Source organism: Viridibacillus sp. NPDC093762 (genome assembly GCF_050279675.1).
Taxonomy (GTDB): domain Bacteria; phylum Bacillota; class Bacilli; order Bacillales_A; family Planococcaceae; genus Viridibacillus.
This window is the reverse complement of sequence record NZ_JBNNUK010000010.1, coordinates 59,534-76,859: the sequence shown is the minus strand read 5'-3', so window position 1 is coordinate 76,859 and position 17,326 is coordinate 59,534. Positions and strand designations below refer to the sequence as shown.

At 36.4% G+C, this 17,326-nt stretch carries 16 protein-coding genes and 1 other annotated feature; of the genes, 6 read left to right on the top strand and 10 right to left on the bottom strand.

From position 1 onward, the window contains the following. Positions 1 to 21: 21 nt before the first annotated feature. Positions 22 to 204 carry a hypothetical protein gene (locus tag ACQKM9_RS13525; RefSeq protein ID WP_370588357.1) on the top strand — a complete coding sequence of 61 codons (183 nt, stop codon included), beginning with the start codon at positions 22 to 24 and terminating at the stop codon, positions 202 to 204. Positions 205 to 351: 147 nt separating this feature from the next. Here the strand turns inward: ACQKM9_RS13525 and ACQKM9_RS13520 are convergent, their stop codons facing one another. Further along, positions 352 to 459, bottom strand: coding sequence for a YjcZ family sporulation protein (locus tag ACQKM9_RS13520; protein WP_427734862.1), 108 nt, complete (start codon positions 457 to 459; stop codon positions 352 to 354). Between the two features lie 144 nt (positions 460 to 603). On the opposite strand from ACQKM9_RS13520, the gene ACQKM9_RS13515 reads away from it, so the two are divergent. Together ACQKM9_RS13515 and ACQKM9_RS13510 are read left to right on the top strand one after the other, a co-directional pair. Then, positions 604 to 1,479: a peptidylprolyl isomerase gene (locus ACQKM9_RS13515; RefSeq protein WP_427734861.1), complete on the top strand. Its 876-nt coding sequence runs from the start codon at positions 604 to 606 to the stop codon at positions 1,477 to 1,479. Between the two features lie 131 nt (positions 1,480 to 1,610). Further along, entirely contained in the window at positions 1,611 to 1,922 is a 312-nt protein-coding gene (locus ACQKM9_RS13510; protein ID WP_427734860.1) for a hypothetical protein, read from the top strand. A 66-nt stretch (positions 1,923 to 1,988) separates the two neighbouring features. Here the strand turns inward: ACQKM9_RS13510 and yhaM are convergent, their stop codons facing one another. The 3 genes from yhaM to ACQKM9_RS13495 are packed head-to-tail and all read right to left on the bottom strand — an operon-like array spanning position 1,989 to position 7,073. Further along, entirely contained in the window at positions 1,989 to 2,927 is a 939-nt protein-coding gene (gene yhaM / locus ACQKM9_RS13505; RefSeq protein ID WP_427734859.1) for a 3'-5' exoribonuclease YhaM, read from the bottom strand. Continuing rightward, the gene (locus ACQKM9_RS13500) at positions 2,924 to 5,824 is read right to left on the bottom strand and encodes an AAA family ATPase (RefSeq protein WP_427734857.1); all 2,901 of its coding nucleotides are present in this window, start codon (positions 5,822 to 5,824) and stop codon (positions 2,924 to 2,926) included. The genes yhaM and ACQKM9_RS13500 overlap by 4 nt, the downstream gene beginning before the upstream one ends. A 28-nt stretch (positions 5,825 to 5,852) precedes the next feature. Next, the gene (locus tag ACQKM9_RS13495; protein WP_427734856.1) at positions 5,853 to 7,073 is read right to left on the bottom strand and encodes a metallophosphoesterase family protein; all 1,221 of its coding nucleotides are present in this window, start codon (positions 7,071 to 7,073) and stop codon (positions 5,853 to 5,855) included. 179 nt (positions 7,074 to 7,252) lie between these two features. Between ACQKM9_RS13495 and ACQKM9_RS13490 the strand changes: the two genes are divergently transcribed. Further along, complete coding sequence (locus ACQKM9_RS13490) at positions 7,253 to 7,438, top strand: YhzD family protein (protein ID WP_427734855.1); 186 nt, start codon at positions 7,253 to 7,255, stop codon at positions 7,436 to 7,438. 43 nt (positions 7,439 to 7,481) lie between these two features. Here ACQKM9_RS13490 and ACQKM9_RS13485 read toward each other — a convergent pair whose 3' ends face one another. The 3 genes from ACQKM9_RS13485 to ACQKM9_RS13475 form a co-directional block, all read right to left on the bottom strand. Then, a complete protein-coding gene (locus tag ACQKM9_RS13485; RefSeq protein ID WP_427734854.1) occupies positions 7,482 to 8,264 on the bottom strand; it encodes an enoyl-CoA hydratase in 783 nt (260 codons plus the stop codon). 35 nt (positions 8,265 to 8,299) lie between these two features. Next, on the bottom strand, positions 8,300 to 9,991 hold the full coding sequence (locus tag ACQKM9_RS13480; RefSeq protein ID WP_427734853.1) for an FAD-binding dehydrogenase: 1,692 nt from the start codon (positions 9,989 to 9,991) through the stop codon (positions 8,300 to 8,302). Positions 9,992 to 10,209: 218 nt separating this feature from the next. Then, entirely contained in the window at positions 10,210 to 10,656 is a 447-nt protein-coding gene (locus tag ACQKM9_RS13475; protein WP_427734852.1) for an NUDIX hydrolase, read from the bottom strand. 540 nt (positions 10,657 to 11,196) lie between these two features. Beyond that, positions 11,197 to 11,430 (top strand) — a binding site (T-box leader). Between the two features lie 80 nt (positions 11,431 to 11,510). On the opposite strand from ACQKM9_RS13475, the gene ACQKM9_RS13470 reads away from it, so the two are divergent. Together ACQKM9_RS13470 and serA are read left to right on the top strand one after the other, a co-directional pair. After that, on the top strand, positions 11,511 to 12,668 hold the full coding sequence (locus ACQKM9_RS13470; protein ID WP_427734851.1) for a pyridoxal-phosphate-dependent aminotransferase family protein: 1,158 nt from the start codon (positions 11,511 to 11,513) through the stop codon (positions 12,666 to 12,668). Positions 12,669 to 12,670: 2 nt separating this feature from the next. After that, entirely contained in the window at positions 12,671 to 14,257 is a 1,587-nt protein-coding gene (serA, locus tag ACQKM9_RS13465) for a phosphoglycerate dehydrogenase (RefSeq protein WP_427734850.1), read from the top strand. A gap of 369 nt (positions 14,258 to 14,626) precedes the next feature. On the opposite strand, the gene ACQKM9_RS13460 is transcribed toward serA, so the two are convergent. The 3 genes from ACQKM9_RS13460 to ACQKM9_RS13450 all read right to left on the bottom strand — a co-directional run bounded on the left by ACQKM9_RS13460 (position 14,627) and on the right by ACQKM9_RS13450 (position 17,238). Next, positions 14,627 to 15,415, bottom strand: a complete 789-nt coding sequence (locus ACQKM9_RS13460) for an HAD family hydrolase (protein ID WP_427734849.1) — start codon at positions 15,413 to 15,415, stop codon at positions 14,627 to 14,629. 168 nt (positions 15,416 to 15,583) lie between these two features. Next, a complete protein-coding gene (locus tag ACQKM9_RS13455) occupies positions 15,584 to 16,192 on the bottom strand; it encodes a hypothetical protein (protein ID WP_427734848.1) in 609 nt (202 codons plus the stop codon). A gap of 218 nt (positions 16,193 to 16,410) precedes the next feature. Beyond that, the gene (locus ACQKM9_RS13450; RefSeq protein ID WP_427734847.1) at positions 16,411 to 17,238 is read right to left on the bottom strand and encodes a DUF2785 domain-containing protein; all 828 of its coding nucleotides are present in this window, start codon (positions 17,236 to 17,238) and stop codon (positions 16,411 to 16,413) included. Between the last annotated feature and the right edge of the window lie 88 nt (positions 17,239 to 17,326).

The following is a 17,326-nucleotide window of genomic DNA, read 5'->3' as shown; positions in this document are numbered from 1 at the left end:
TAGAGGGGAGGAAAAGACTTGATGATTGCCATTGTCGTCCTATTCTCGGTGTTTTATTTATTTCAAATCAACCGGATGACGTATGCACTTTGTGCGCAAAAAGAAATTCCTGAAGAAAAACAACCAAAAATATACCGAACTATAAATGTATTGATTACTATTTTGTTAATCTCCTTTTACTTGGAGATTCTGTTTACTGTGTAAACAATATTCATTTTATAGCATTGAAAATAGCTTATTGGATAAGTTCTATCAACATTAAGTTAGTTCTTCCGTCCTCAAATTAGTGAACAGAATAAATAAAAAAGTCCATTCGCATCTCTGCAAGTGGACTTTCTTATTGCCTAAAAATCAGCACATAAATGCTGTGCCAACAATAATTAACAAAATAAATAACACAACAATTAAAGCAAAGCCTGAACTATTAGAATGTCCACCACCATTACTCATTACCCGCACCTCCCCTCTCTTTGCTATCTTATGCAAATATGTTTGATGGTTTTAGGCTAAATGAATATGCAACCTTTTTCTTTTTATTTCGTTTTGTGTTATAGTTACAAATACATTAGTTAGAAGTGACTAAAGTTGGGAGAGATTTTAAAGATGAAGAAAACAGTATTATCACTTACACTAGCAGCATCTGTTCTTGCTCTTGCTGCATGTGGAAATAATCCAAGTGACGAAGTAGTAGCAGAATCAAAAGCAGGTAATATTACAAAAGAACAAATGTACCAAGAAATGAAGAACGTGGCTGGTACACAAACGCTTCAAACATTAGTTATCAAAAATGTTTTAGAAGATAAATACAAAATAACTGATAAAGAAGTAGATGCAGAATTCAAGAAGCAAAAAGAAGCAATGGGTGACACCTTCGAACAAACTCTAGCTGCTCAAGGTTTAACGGAAAAAGATTTCAAAGAAGATTACATCCGTATTCTGTTATTACAAGAAAAAGCTATGGATATTTCTGAAAAAGATATCGAAGCATACTACGAACGTATGAAAACAGAAGTGAAAGCTAGCCATATCTTAGTTGCTGATGAAGAAACAGCTAAAGAAGTAAAATCTAAACTAGATAAAGGTGAAGATTTCGCTAAACTTGCTAAAAAGTACTCTACAGATCCAGGTTCTAAAGAAGCTGGCGGTGAACTAGGTTGGTTCGGCCCAGATAAAATGGTTGCTGAATTTACAGACGCTTCATACGCTCTTAAAAAGGGTGAGATTAGTGAGCCAGTTAAATCTGCTCACGGCTATCACATCATTAAATTAGAGGACAAGCGTGAAGTTAAAGACCTTCCTTCATTAGAAGATAGCAAAGATGAAATTAAACAAAAAGTTGCTGCAACTGAAAAAGCTCAAACTAAATTCATTGAAACAACTACTAAATTAATTAAAGAAGCTGACGTGAAGATTAAAGACGAAGATCTAAAAGACGCACTAAGCCAATTTTTAAAAGAAGATACTACTACTGAAAAATAATTAGCCTCATAAAAGTGCTTGATCCATTTCGATGGATCAGGTATTTTTTTATTTTTACGGGCCTCTGTCCTCTTAATGTTTTACTTTATCGCATGTTATAGAGTTAACAAGTTAGAACGGAGGTGATTCCTTTGAAACGTCACAACCATCACCACTGCCATGGTTTCGGTCACGGCCGCGGTCACGGCCACGGTCATTGCCATCACGGTCAACATCCGATCGTATGCCCTACACAATATCAGTTCAATGATTGCTATGTTGAAAGAGAAGTTCCAGTTATTCACCCAGTAGTTACTGTAAACAGAAAGCACATTGTTAATGTACCGCGTCATTACTACACACAATCAACTGAAAACGTAGTAGTTGATCCAGGAAACCCAGTTCACTGCAATAAGAATAGACCATGTCATAAACCATTCCATGGACTGTTCCGTAACTGTTAACAGTAATACTCTTTTAGTACGTAAAAAGGACCTCTCAGCATCGCTGAAAGGCCCTTTTATATTTTATTAGTCTATTGTTGGCTTATAGAATGAACGATTATCCAATGGGAAAAGTCTTTCTGTAAATTCTCCTGGAACAGTTTTACCTAGTGCACGTTTTAGCATATTCATTTTGGCATCGATATTATCGATGTAGTGAAGCATCTCCGCTTCTTGCAACATTGGCTTTTTAGGGCTTCCCCATTCTTCCTTACCGTGATGAGATAACACCATATGTTGCAATAACATGACTTCTTCACCTTCGATTTGAAGTGTATCTGCGGCTTTCGCAATTTCTGTCACCATAATCGAAATATGCCCTAACATATTACCTGTGACGGTATATGATGTTGCAACTGGTCCAGATAATTCAACTACCTTACCGATATCATGTAAAATAATACCTGCATATAATAAGTCCTTATTTAAAGTCGGATATAAATCAGCAATAGCCCGGCCTAATTTCAACATCGATACAACGTGATCGAGTAAACCAGATGCATAATCATGGTGATTTTTTGTCGCTGCTGGGAACGTCATAACCTCATCTTGATTTTCTTTTAATATATGTCTAGTAATGCGAGAAATTTGTGGGTTTTTAATTTCGAAGAAGAACTGCATCAATTGCTCAAATAATTCCTCTTTTGGCGTTTCTGCAGATGGTACTAAATCCACTACGGAAACTCCCTCATCATTCGCTACTGGACGGATTGCTTTTATACGTAGTTGAGCTTTACCACGATAATCATGGATTTCTCCACCTACACGTACAATGCCCTCAGATTGATATAGTTTTTCATGCTCTTCGCCTGTATCCCATAATTTCGCTTCAATACTACCGCTCTTGTCTTGTAAAATAAGCGTCATAAATGGCTTCCCCATTGTTGTAACGCCTTTTGTAGCTTGCTTAATTAATAAATAATGATCGACTGGCTCTCCGACTTGAAGTGATGCTATACCATTCATATGGAAGTCAATCTCCTTTCACCTTTTAAATTTGAAACATGAATGACGAATGATTTTGACCATTGATCTATCATATTTTCATGACATGTAAAATAGAGTATCTGGTGTTTCGTTTGAATACTATTAACTAATTGTACCATGTTCCCAATGCGCAAACGATCAAAATGGACAAAAGGATCATCCATAATAATCGGAAATGGTGCAGATTGTTGTAATGAATCCGCCAATGCAAATCGTAATGCTATATAGGCTTGCTCTTTCGTCGCTTGGCTCAATTCAGCTATTGTATAGCGCATACCATCCTCAGTAACTGCTTCGAAAATACTTTCTGAGTTTATCTCTAATGTATCATAGTGGCCACCTGTTAACTGTTTAAAATATCGCTCCGCACCTTGCAAAACTGCTGGCAGTCTTTTTTCTTTCAAGTTACGCATAGTTTCCTGTATTGCTGTTGTAATTGCTTGATTAATAGCCCATTCACGTGCTTGCTCTGCTAAAGCGGCTTTTTGCTCTTCAAACCTTTGTATCTGAACACCATATTTCTCATCTGATAATAGACCTATTGTTTTCGCTTGTAGCTCTGCATGTTCACTGACTAACTTATCTTTTTTCTCTTGTAAAGATAGCAGAGTGGCTGATATTTGCTCAAGTAGACTTTTGGATTCTATATCGTTTAATTGAACGTTGACAGAGGACTCATCGAACATTGCCAACTGTTCCTCTACTTGTTTTAATGATAGGAAATTGTCTTTATAAAGTTGAAATTGCTCGTTAGCCTTATAGAAATCCTCGGCTATTTCAACATCAGCTTCTTCAAATAAATTTAAGATTTCAGTTGTATAAGATTTATGCAAATTCGTCTTCTCATCAATAATATTTTCTAATTGTTGTAGTTTTTCTTTGGCCGTTACAACAATTTGCTGTTGCTCAGTCATTTTGAAAAAGATAGATTGGACGGTAGCGGATAAATTTTCTCTCGTACAAATAATTTCGCAAGCTGCTGAGGCATCCTTTATACGCTCATTTACTAGCGCAGTAAGTCGCTCTATTTGATGTTCTTTCATCATTATACTTGTGCTTTTTTGCTGCAGCTCACGTACTTGTCTGAATAGCTCTGTTAGAAGTTCGGGTTGTAATGAGCCGCTTATTTGAAAACGTTTTAAAAAAAGTTGAAGTTGTTCTTCACTTTGTTCGATATACATATTGAATTTAGATACGGCTTGTTGGGCTTCTTTCATTTGTACTTTTTTATCATCATACTGTTCTTGTAACAGAGTAATACGATCTTCAAATTGGCGAATTTTTGTCAGTATTTGTTCCATTTCAGATTGCTGTGATTCAAAATCGCGAATTTCACGTTGAAGAGCTTCTGCATTTACAGAATTATTTTCATTTGGCCCTGTACCATTGTCCAAAATAAACCATAGAACAGCAGCTACAATAATACCTATTGCGATTACAAGCCCATTAGATTGACTAATGCCAATTAGAATAGCTATTATCGCAATAGTTATACTTAAGAGTTTTACTGATTTTGTACTTTTAGATGCTTTAATATCTTGATTTAAGGTCGCCTTCGCTTCAGCTACTTTTTGTATTTTTGCTGACCAATTGGCGGCTCGTTCTATCTCATAGTCAGACGGTTGCTGTTCAAAAAAATTGTCTAGTTTTTGTTCGACCGTTGCTAACTCCTGTTGAAGCTGATCTACAGTACGTTGACCAAATCGATATTGCTCTTCATTTTCTTCCAATTGCTTTACTAATTGACGAAAATATTCTTCCTGTTCAAGAGAAACTTCCGTTTGTTCTAAAGCTTGTTGCTGTTCATAATCTGTAATGCCCAGCAAACGAAATTGAGCGATTTTTTCTTGTTGTAGTAATTCAATATCATTCTCTAAACTTTTCACCTTAGAGTTCCATTCGCGCCACTCACTATCTTGGTCATTGAGATTCTTTAATAGTTGGTATCTTTCATCATTAAAATCTGCTTGGAGCTGTTTTTCGATTACTTCTTTTTCTTGCTGAACTTGGTTTAATGTAGCTTGTACTTCGAGTTTTTTGTCTTTGTACAGCTCATAACGATGCACTCCATTTGTAGGAAATCCCCTTTGTAGAATTGATCGGAGCTCTTGTTCTATCTGTTCCTTCTTTTGTAAAAGCGGATAGAGTTGACGGAATATATGTAACTTCTGCTGTTCTTGCAATTGCATAGATTCAGTTGATTTAATATCATCTAATTCTGCTGTAATTTGCTGTAATCTTAAAATAGTAGGATCATATTCCTCAAGTTTTTTACGCTCTTCTTTTAGAATCTGATCACTTTCACGAAGCTCTTCAATCTGCTTATTTATCGTTGGGTTTTTACCAGATTTCTTAAAGAGTTCTCCAATTTTCTTATCAAGATCCTTTTCAAGTTTAGTTAACTGATCAACACCTGTTGTACCTGAAGCTAATAATACTTTACTCAGTTCATCCTCAGACATATGCTCTAGCTGTTGCAATTGGTGAACAGAAAATGAAAAAATGGCTTCAAATCCTTCGCGATTATAGCCATGTACTATTTTGGCTAACGCCTCTTCGTGCCCTCTTGTACCATCTTCAAAATAGACCGTAACATCCCCTGTTGCTTTCCCCTTCACACGTTCAATGATACAATTTCCGAATTCATCGTCTATTACATGCACTTGTCCTCCATATTTACCGCCGGCTTTCGGTTCGTAGCGAAGCTGATGCGCATTTTTTTGAGGAAAACCAAATAATATATGAAGTATAAATTGCTGAATCGTCGTTTTCCCCGCTTCATTGAGCCCATAGAATACATTGATACCTTGTTTTAAATTAATCGTTACATTCTCATGTTGCCCGAATCCAAAAATAACTAATTTGCGGATATACATAATGTTCACTCCCTTCTTTACTTCAAAGTTAAAGTTTCTTTGATACTAAATTTTTAAATAAGTCTTTAGTTTGCGCTGAGATTTGCTCTAAATCTACTCCAGATAGAGGTTCTAAATAACGACCTCCTCTAGGATGCTGATAGAGATCTTTCAGCTTTTCCTTCCATTGCATTTCGTCCCAACTATCAATAACATGAAGTACTGCTTCTGTTGCAACAGTGGGATCATATTCTATGAATTCTTGCCAATTGACCTGAACAGACTGTACCCAGATAGCAGGAGATTTCAACTCCTCTCTCTCCCTAATCAATTCAAGCCATTCTTCTATAGTACTCTCTTCAAATAACATCTTAGCGCTAGATTCTAATTGCACAAATTTTAGTTCTACAACACCTGCACCGTTAATATCACGAAACTGTTGCAACGACTTTTCACATGCTTGTAAAATTTCATTGGCGTGAATAAGGCCATCACAATTAACTTCAAATTCATCGTAAACAATCACTGATGTCGGTACAAAATTCAAGTTTGTGCGATGCTGGTCCATCTCTACATCATAAAACCCTTTTATACCCTGCTCTTTTCGATGCCGACTTTGAATATTACCCGAATAAACAATCGGTGGATGTTCATTTATTATTTGACGTAAGTGAATATGCCCTAGTGCCCAATAATCATATTGTTTCGAAAGTAAAGCTTCTTTTGTAAACGGTGCATAGACATCATGCGTTGTATTTCCCATTAAGCTTCCATGGAGCATACCAATATGAAATGCTTCCTTATTTGTAGCAACTGGATATGTATTTATCATAGGCTCCGTCACATGCCGATCAGGATAACTAAAGCCATATATATGAACAGCAATTTCGCGTATTTGCAAGGTCACTTGCTTTGTTTGCTTTGGTAGTACATGGACATTTGGAGGCAATTCGAAGCGAGTCCATTTCCCATTCAGATGATCGTGATTTCCATAACTCAAAATGACTGGTATATTCTTGTCACAAAGTTGCTCCATACCTTTTTGGAATTTAGCTTGTGCACGTAAACTACGATCTTCTCCATCATATATATCGCCAACAATGACAATAAAATCTGGCCTTTCTTTTACTGCATATTGGATGAATCGGTCAAATGCTGCAAATGTGCTATTACGAAGTTCCTGTAAACGCTCCTTTGGGAGTGACGACATCCCTTTAAATGGGCTATCTAGATGTAAATCGGCAGTATGAAAAAATCGAATAGTAGACATGATTTCCTCCTCTAAAAGATACGAATATTTGTTCTTATTTTATCACAAAATTCCGGTAATTTATAGCAAAAGCTCTAGCATAACTAATAGACTACTATTAATATCCCCTTACTGATTTGTATGTTTTTTCTGACTTTTCTAGTATAATGAATAAACATTCATAAAAAAGGGTGATGAATATGAAAACGTATCGATTTACAGCGTTCGAAAAATCAGGTAAAACACTTTTTGACGAAGCTTGGGAGTTTGCTGATGATGTAACTGCCAAAACTCAAGGGCAACAACAAGTTGAAGAAAAAGGTTTGGCGGATCAAACACATCGCTTAGTAAACTCTGCCGGCAAATTAATATTGTTCCATTCATAATGAAAATGCCTTTCACAAAAGTTACATTGTGAAAGGCATTTTTTTACTGTCCGTTGAAAACCGGTGTACGTTTCTGTACGAATGCTTGAATACCTTCTAAATGATCAACCGATTTACGCATTTTTGATTGCGTAACTGCTTCCATTTTGAGAACATTCGATAGCTCTGCACACTTTTGAGTATGCAAGATTTCCTTTGAAGCAATCATTGCAGCAACTGGTGATTGTAACAATTTTTGAGCTAATAAATCTGCCTGTTCAGAAGCTTTCCCTTCAGGTACTACTTCATCTACCAAGCCTAGTTTTTTTGCTTCAGGCCCCTGCAATACGTCACCTGACCAAATCATCTGTTTTGCAAGCGGTGTGCCTAAACGTTCCTTCATGAAGAAATGACCTGCACCATCTGGTATAAGACCAATTCCAATGAAATTCATCGCTAGTTTACTAGTTTCTTCAGCAATAATTATGTCACTAGCTAGCGTTAAACTAAAGCCTAAACCTGCTGATGCCCCGTGAACTGCCGCAATTGTTATCATTGGCAACATATATATAGCCTTAACAAAGCGTGTAATATCAACCATTACTTCGTCAATATCCATCGGGCTGTCCTCATTCAGCATCGCTTTAATATCTCCACCAGCTGAAAATACTTTCCCTTCCCCTTTAATAATGAGTACTTGTATATCCCCATCATCATTTAACGCTTCAAAGCAATCAGCTAATTCTCTCATCATCACTTCATTCATAGAATTCATCGCAGCTGGCCTGTTCAAAGTCAACGTTGCCAATCTACCATTCTTCTCTAGTTTCAATGTTTCAAATGTCATTAAAAACACCCCTTTGTTTAAAAATGAACAGTTATTCATATATTAATATTCTCTATTTTCTGCAGAACACCTTTTTTTTCAGAAAAATTATTATTTTTTATATCTGTCAAAACGCCACGCCCTGCCTGCCTGCCGCTAAATAAACAGCCTCCTAAAAAAGTTCCTTCTAATGCTCTATAGCCATGAACACCTCCGCCTCCGAATCCAGCAACTTCCCCAGCGGCATACAATCCTTCAATCGGCTTCATCGATCCATCTAACACTCGGCCATCTAAATCTGTCTGTAAACCACCTAATGTTTTACGTGTTAGAATATTTAGTCGAACAGCAATCAACGGCCCCTTACTGGCATCTAATAGTTTATGTGGTTTAGCAACACGAATGACTTTATCCCCTATATAGTTTCTAGCTCCGTGAATTGCTTTTGCTTGCAAATCCATCGTAAATTTCTTATTTATCTCGTCGTCTCGTTCTTTCATTTGTTCTTCAATATGTTCAATATGAATTAGTTCATTTCCTGCAATTTTGTTCATACCATTCACTAATTCTCTTAAATTATTAGCCACCACAAAATCTGCTCCATTTTCCATAAATGCTTTAACAGGTTTTGTCGGCCCAGGTAAAATACGTTGGAGCACTTTCCTAACATTTTTCTCAGTTAAATCTGGATTTTGTTCTGAACCTGACAATGCGAATTCCTTTTCAATAATCTTCTCTGTCAATATAAACCAAGAATAATCATAACCAGTTTTTTGAATAGCCTCCAACGTACCCAGGGTATCAAAACCAGGAAAATTAGGAGCTTTCAAACGATTTCCTTCAGCATCTAACCAAAGTGAAGAGGGTCCAGGTAAAATGCGAATACCATGATTTTGCCAAACGGGATTCCAATTTTGAATCCCTTCTGTATAATGCCACATTCTATCTTTGTTGACGATACGACCTCCCACACGTTCAGAAATGATTAGCATTCGCCCATCTACATGTGCAGGTACTCCAGAAATCATTCGTTCTGGAGCCTTTCCTAAACTTTGTGGCCAATTTTTGCGCACCAATTCGATATTAGCCCCTATTCCACCACTCGTGACAATAATTGCCTTCGCTTTGTATTCAAAATCGCCTATGGTATCGCGTTCACTTTCTTCTCCACGTTTAGCACTACTAGGCACTAAAATTTTCCCCCTTACTCCCGTTATAGCATTTATGGAAGTTATCAATTCATCTACTTGATGACGCGGTTTATAGTCTACGAGCCCAGTTTTAATAGCGGCCCATAATTTCACTTCAAATGGCTTCACTAATCCGGGGCCAGTTCCCCATGTTATATGAAAGCGAGGAACTGAATTACCTTGACGTTCTGCCCACCCTACAACAGGAAAGAATCTAATACCTAAACTATGCAACCATTCGCGTTTCTCCCCTGATGCAAACTCCACATACGCTTGTGCCCATTTTATAGCCCAGTAATCTTCGTCTTTCTCTCTATCAAACTTTGCAAAGCCTAGCCAATCTCTCCAGGCTAAGTCTTTTGAATCCTTTACACCAAGACGCCTTTGTTCCGGTGAATCAACAAGAAATAATCCACCAAAAGACCACCAAGCTTGTCCGCCAAGAGAAGCTTCTGGCTCTTGATCAAGTAATAATACTTTCTTGCCCTGATCCGATAATTCTGCTGTAGCTACGAGTCCAGTCAATCCTGCTCCTATGACTATTACATCATAATCCATCACTCTCACCCTCCCCTACTGATAAAGTAAATAATAATTCGTTCCCTAGTATTTCTTCACCCCATGTTTAAACACCTCTATTTACAATAAATGCAGATTAGAAATTTGGATTTTTTAAAAAATGAGTAATGAATACCTAAATTCCCACGAAAAAAGAAGCCATTTTGAACAGATTTTTATTCAGAATGACTTCTTTTATATTAGTTGTAAGTAGCTACTCAAGAAAATAAGCCTTTTTTCTTCAGTAATAATTCATGTAAACCATTAGGATAAATTATTTTTTTCCCCTCAATGATATCTTTTTTTGAAATCCATTTTGCATATGTAATTTTACTGCCCTCAACAACTTTAAAACTTTCTTTTTGATATTGGGCTACATTTTTAAATTCCACTAAGTAAATCTGAATTACCTCATGACCTATACTCCCGTCAATTCTAAAGATGTTTTCTAAACATGAAATATATCCTTTCAATAAGATATCCACGGCTATTTCTTCTTTATATTCTCTAATGATAGTTTCACTAGATTTTTCACCAAATTCAATAGTTCCACCAATCGGACGATAATACAGCCCTATTCCTTTTGAATGTTTTCCATCTTGTTCTTCTAATAGAATCTTATCGTCCTTGATAATTATTCCAATTGACTTTGCTATTGGATACATCAACTTCCCTCCCTAAACTTTCCCGTATTTTATTAACAACTTGCTTATTTTACATTCTATATGAATTGGAAATTCAAAACCATTTGTGTGTTTTTATCAATAAGCTGATTCTATCAATAAATTTTAAAATTTTATTTTCCACCTATATCCCGAACGATTGACTGTTATAACAATAAAATTTCAAACTAAAGTTTACTATTTTAGAACAATAATTTGAAAAGACATGTCTTTTTATGAAAACGCTTCACTTTATTATGCTAATATCATAAATCTTCTAGAATATGCATTCTGTATGGACTTATTAAAAAATATCTTCGCCATATTAAAATACATTTCCCATTATAACCAGTTCCAAAAACCCAAATCCCCACCCCTATCTGTCCTCTCCAATAACACGAACTATATCCATGATTTATAAATAATTTATTCGGTTTTAAGTTGATTTACACCTCGTTTAAACCGAATTTATATTAATTTTCCAAAACAATGTTGACATTAACCGAATATAGCATTAATATTGATTTAAATTTAAAACACAGCAAAAATATGATGACGGAGACATGCTTCCCGATTTTGAAATCTTTAGAGAGCTAATGGTTGGTGAAAATTAGCGGTTTCAGCGGCAAGTTCCACTCCCGAATAGATAGGTTGAACATTCCAAAGTATGCCTATACGAATCATGCACGTTACGCATATAGCAAAGACTGTCCTTTTAGAGCGGACAGTAATCCAAGGGTGGTACCGCGTCTGTTAATTTAGCCTTTCGCCCCTTACATAATCTTATGTAAGGGACGGAAGGCTTTTTATATTTTCAAATACTTAAATTGTTTTTCAAATAAGAGAGGAGATTTAACATGTTACAAGATTATCAATTATTAAGAATTCCAGGTCCAACTCCAATTCCACCAAGCGTAGAGCGCGCTATGGCACAGCCAATGATTGGTCACCGAGGTTCGGAAACAACTAAAATGATCCAAAACATTAAACCAGGTTTGAAAAAAGTGTTCGGTACAGAACAAGATGTTCTTATGATTACAGGTAGTGGTACATCTGGTTTAGAAGCTGCAATCGTTAATGTTGTAAAACCTGGCGATAAAGTCTTAGTTGTAGCAACTGGTGTATTCGGTCAACGTTTCACAAAAATTTGCCAAGCTTATCAAATTGACGTTGAAGAATTTGCAGTTGAATGGGGTACATCGTTAAATCCAACAGCGGTAAAAGATTACTTAAAAGAACACCAAGATATTACTGCTGTATTCTCTACTTATTGCGAAACATCAACAGGTGTTATCAATCCAGTTGGCGAATTAGCAAAAGCAGTTCATGAAGTATCTGAAGCACTAGTAATCGTTGATGGTGTATCTTGCATGGGCGGCATTGAAACAAAAATGGACGAATGGGGTATCGATGTTCTAGTAACCGGTTCTCAAAAAGCATTTATGCTTCCTGCAGGCTTAAACTTTATCGGTGTGAGTGATCGCGCTTGGAAAGTCATCGAAACTAACCCTAAAAAAGGCTTTTACTTAGACTTAACAAAATACCGCGACAACTTAGAAAAAGATACAACGCCGTTCACACCTGCTTTATCTTTACTATTTGGTCTTGAACAAGTACTCAAAAACCTGGAAGCTGAAGGGTTTGAAGAAGTATATAAACGCCATGCATTAATGCGTGATATGACACGTGCAGCATTTAAAGCGCTAGATATCCCATTATTTACAACAGATGCGGATGCTTCTCCTACAGTAACCGCTGTAAAACCAGTTGATTTTGATGCTGAAGCATTCCGTAAAGTACTAAAATCTGATTTCAACCTATCTGTAGCAGGTGGTCAACAACACCTAAAAGGACAAATCTTCCGTGTTGGTCATATGGGCTACTGTGCTCCAACTGATGTGCTACAAACATTGGCAGCAATCGAAATTGCACTTGTCAAAATTGGTAAAGAGATTGAACTTGGCAGAGGTTTAGCAGCAGCGCAAAAAATTTATCTTGAAGGAGCGAACAACTAATTATGGCAATTAACATTTTAATCAGTGACCCATTAAGCGAAGATGGTATTTACCCTCTTCGCCAAGAAAAAAAATTAGATTTAAATATCGTAATCGATACAGGCTTAACTCCAGATGAATTAAAGGCTAAAATTAAAGATTTTGATGTTTTATTAGTTCGTAGCCAAACAAAGGTTACTCGTGACATCATTGAAGCTGCCGATAATTTAAAATTAATCGGTCGCGCTGGTGTTGGTGTTGATAACATCGACCTAGATGCCGCTACTGAAAAAGGGATTATCGTAGTAAATGCACCAGATGGTAATACTAACTCTGCTGCTGAACATACAACTGCAATGATTATGGCTCTTGCTCGTCATATTCCACATGCACATATGTCATTACAAGAAGGGCGCTGGGATCGTAAAAAATTCGTCGGTGTTGAATTAAAAAATAAAACACTAGGTGTTATCGGTTTCGGGCGTATCGGACAAGAAGTGGCACACCGTGCAAAAGGTAATCGCATGGACGTTATTGCATACGATCCATTCTTAACTGCTGAAAAAGCTGGAAAACTAGGCGTAGACTTCGGTTCAGTTGAAGATGTAGTTAAAGTAGCTGACTTTATCACAGTCCATACACCTCTATTAAAAGAAACAAAACATATGATCAACAAAGAAATCTTTGCATTGATGAAAGACGGTGTTCGTATCATCAACTGTGCTCGTGGTGGAATCATTGATGAAGAAGCACTCTATGATGCAATTGTTGAAGGTAAAGTCGCTGGTGCTGCTCTTGACGTAATGGAGGAAGAACCATTTGTAGGAAACCACCTATTAGAATTACCTCAAGTCATTGCGACACCACACTTAGGTGCTTCTACTATTGAAGCACAAGAATCAGTTGCTGTTGACGTAAGCCATGATATCCTAAGCTACTTCAACATTGGTACGGTTCGAAATCCAGTAAACATGCCATCTGTCCCTAAAGACATTATTGCAAAAATTGAACCTTTCTTCGATCTTGGTGAAAAATTAGGTGCTTTTGTCTCTCGCCTATCAGATGCGGCGGTCGAAGAAATCAATCTATACTTCGCTGGTGAGTTGGCTAACTTCGATGTTCGTCCATTAACAAACAACACTGTTAAAGGATTATTAAAACGTAATTTAGGTAACCACGTAAATAACGTAAATGCACGTTATTTAGCCGAACGTAACACAATTAAAATTAACGAACATAAAACTACTACAGCAAAAGGTTTCTTAAACTCAATCGCTGTTGAATTAGTCACAGCTACTGAAACGCATAAAGTAACGGGAACTCTATTAAACGGTCTTGGTGCTCGTATCGTTAAAGTAGATGACTATGTAATCGATGTTGTACCAGAAGGCCACTTATTATTTATCAAACATACTGATAAACCAGGTGCAATCGGCCGTGTTGGAACACTATTAGCAGAGAAAGATATCAACATCGCAACAATGCAAGTTGGCCGTTCAAACCAAGGCGGAGATGCCATCATGATGTTATCAGTAGATAACCATATCGAAAACGTTGACTTCCTAAAAGCACAAGACAACATCTTTGATGCGAAAACTATTGATTTATAATAAATGCTGAAGCGGCCCGCTCAGCCCCGACAAACACTGGAAGGCTCGAATCAAAGGCGCTTTTCGCCTTTGACCGAGAGACTAAAGTGACCTCGAGGGGCTGGCCGATGAAGCTGGATATCTATCTTAATGCTGATGGCGCTCGTCCAGCTGCGAGGTCGTTGGAAGGCGGAAGCCAAAGTCGCTCTTTGACTTTGAGCGCACGACTGAAACGACCCGAGCCGCTAGCGCCTATATCTTATTTAATCACTTCACATGTATCTCACAAAACAACCCGATCCTTTAAAGGATCGGGTTGTTTTAACTCGTTTATTTAAAAGAAACTTCAAAAAATCTTCTAATATAAAATATAGACAGCTTTTCAAAGTATTAGATTGTTTTAAGTAGAGGTATTAATTCACGTAATGATTTAATCTCATAGGTTGGTGTAACATCTTTATTTGGTGTTTTTTCTTCACGATTAATCCAAGCTGAACGCATGTTAACACGCGATGAGCCTAAAATGTCGGTCATCAAATTATCGCCAACCATAATAGCTTCTTCCGCTTGAATGTCAGCAACTTTTAAGACGTGTTCGAAAATAGAAGCATCCGGTTTACCACGACCAAAATTACCAGAAATAACGATATGATCAAAGTAAGGAGCGATTTCAGGTGTAATTTCCAATTTTGTGTGCTGTAAACTTGGTGAACCGTTTGTTAATAAAATTAATTTAAAGTTCCCTTTTAATGTATCCAGTACTTCAAATGTTTCTTCATAAACAAAAGGACTTTGCTTACGCGCCTCGATAAAATAATTCCCTAGTTTTGCACCAAGTTCCTCATTATCTATTCCTAATTTAGCCAAACCTACTGTCCAAGAATCTTTACGATAAGTTGGAACTACTCTTTTTAATTGTTGAAATTCATCTGTTGGATCATCAAATGTCCCCCAAAGGCCTTCAAATGGGTTAATGCCAATCATTTGTGTATATTCATATGTAGGGTACGATGCATAGAAATTGCGTGCTGCTTCTCTGACTGTTTCTTCAAGCTCAAAAGGGTTTACTGTCACCTGCTCTGTTGCCTTTTTACAAGTAAGTTCAAATGCAGTCGCAATACTTTTCTTATCCCAAAGTAAAGTATCATCTAAGTCAAATATTACCGTTCGAATCGTCAAAATAATCGTCTCCCTCATCACAATAAAAATTTATGTATTATCACTATCCTAGCATATTTCAAGCTACATATATTAAGAATTCTTTAAAATAAGTCGACATTGCCATTCCAATAATACAAAAAGATCATTAGCATAAGATTCTTTGCTAATGACCTACTATAAAGGGTTTCAATTTTCTTCACCCATATCATCCAATGCATCAGGATAAATTATTTCATTATATATTTTACCATTCTTGGAATCTTTCATTTTGATAGTAACCTTCAAATCTTCCTCGGCTGTTCCGTCAAAGACTTGATAGAACATACCTGCAATACCTAAAGAGAATACCACAAAACTATCGAAGCTATTTTCAAACTCTTTTTTATCTACTGTCATTATAAACTCAGAGAAATTACTGTTATAGCTAACCTTAAGAACTGAAGGTATTTCTGAATCGCTTTCAATTTCATTTACATTCGAAGCTGTACTCTCCTTCATTTCCTTCATCAGAGTATCATGATGCTCACGTGACATAATGTAGGTCACAGAACCATCACTGTTCTTTTCAACTTTTATATATTTCTTTTTTTCCTTGGCATCTGCAATAATTGAATCTATATCTTCACCTTCATAAAATGAAGCTGGGACTTTTATTTCGATATTCATTAAGTCTCGATTTACTGCAACGTCACTTTTATCTTGCTGTTTATTCTCTGCTATCTCACCAGATGAGCAGCCTGAAATCACTAATGTACTAGCGATTATTCCGCCTGCTAGTAAAACTTTGAACTCCATAACTCCCTACCTTCCGAACACATACTTCTCAATATTGTATCATATTACAGGTAGGCATTTTAGGTTAATTATATTAATTTCGATAGAATTCGCTTACTTATGGGCATTTTATCTCAAATAAGAAAAATGCTAATGCAAGGCAGTAGTTTCCTGTTGAATCTATTTCTTCATTTTTATTCTACTTAAAATGCGATACAAACCACTCCATGAAAAATTACTCAACTAATTTCTGTCAAACAGCGTTCAATTTTTCTTTCAATAAAAGCATACTTTTTATCCGTAGATGCTATATAATAGAAGCTTTTTAAAAACATCTTGCAGTTCGCTTGTAGAATAACAAACTTCTTAGTAGATGCTTTCTCTTTTTGTTTGGCTAAAAAAGGCGGAATTCGTTCGAAAAGTCCTTTTGCTATATCAATAGATAATCCATTTTCAAGCATCGTAAGTATGGGCATGATTACTCTCTCATCCTCATCCGAAAGATACACTGCTTTCGAAGTGAAAATTTTATTCACTAATGACTGAAAGATTTCATCATAATCAGCTACTTTTAATTTTGGGTTCTTTACTAGTTCATCAACTGCATACGCAGTATTTGTAACACTATGAGCCCATCCCTTATTTGTCACATAGCCCCTTATATCTTCTTCCAAATCTAAATATGTAACTAACTTGTCCTTCACTTTTCCAATCATTTCTTCAGTCAAAAATGGATGCTGTAAGTCTTGATTTAATAGTAAAGCAATTAATAAAGCTGTATAAGAGCGTTTGAAGACGCTATCCACGCCATTTTCACCAATTTCATCAAATAAATAAATGTCACTAAGAGCCGTATTTAGCATATCTATCATTAGTTCATTTGATAGGTGCCTATTGTGAATAAGTTTCCAAAATACTTGATAAATCAATTCATCTCGAAGTTCAGCATCATTTGATCCAATATGCTCCATCATAGAAAAGACAAAATGATACTCAGCTACATTTGCCAAACTCCTTTGGCCACTTTGTAACTCTAAAAGTAGACTCTTTACCTCTTTCTCATTCATAGCTACACCACCTTTAGTGATAGTTCTCTTTAGTTAACATATTCACTGGCGACGTTATTCATGATTAATCTTTATTATTCCAATATTT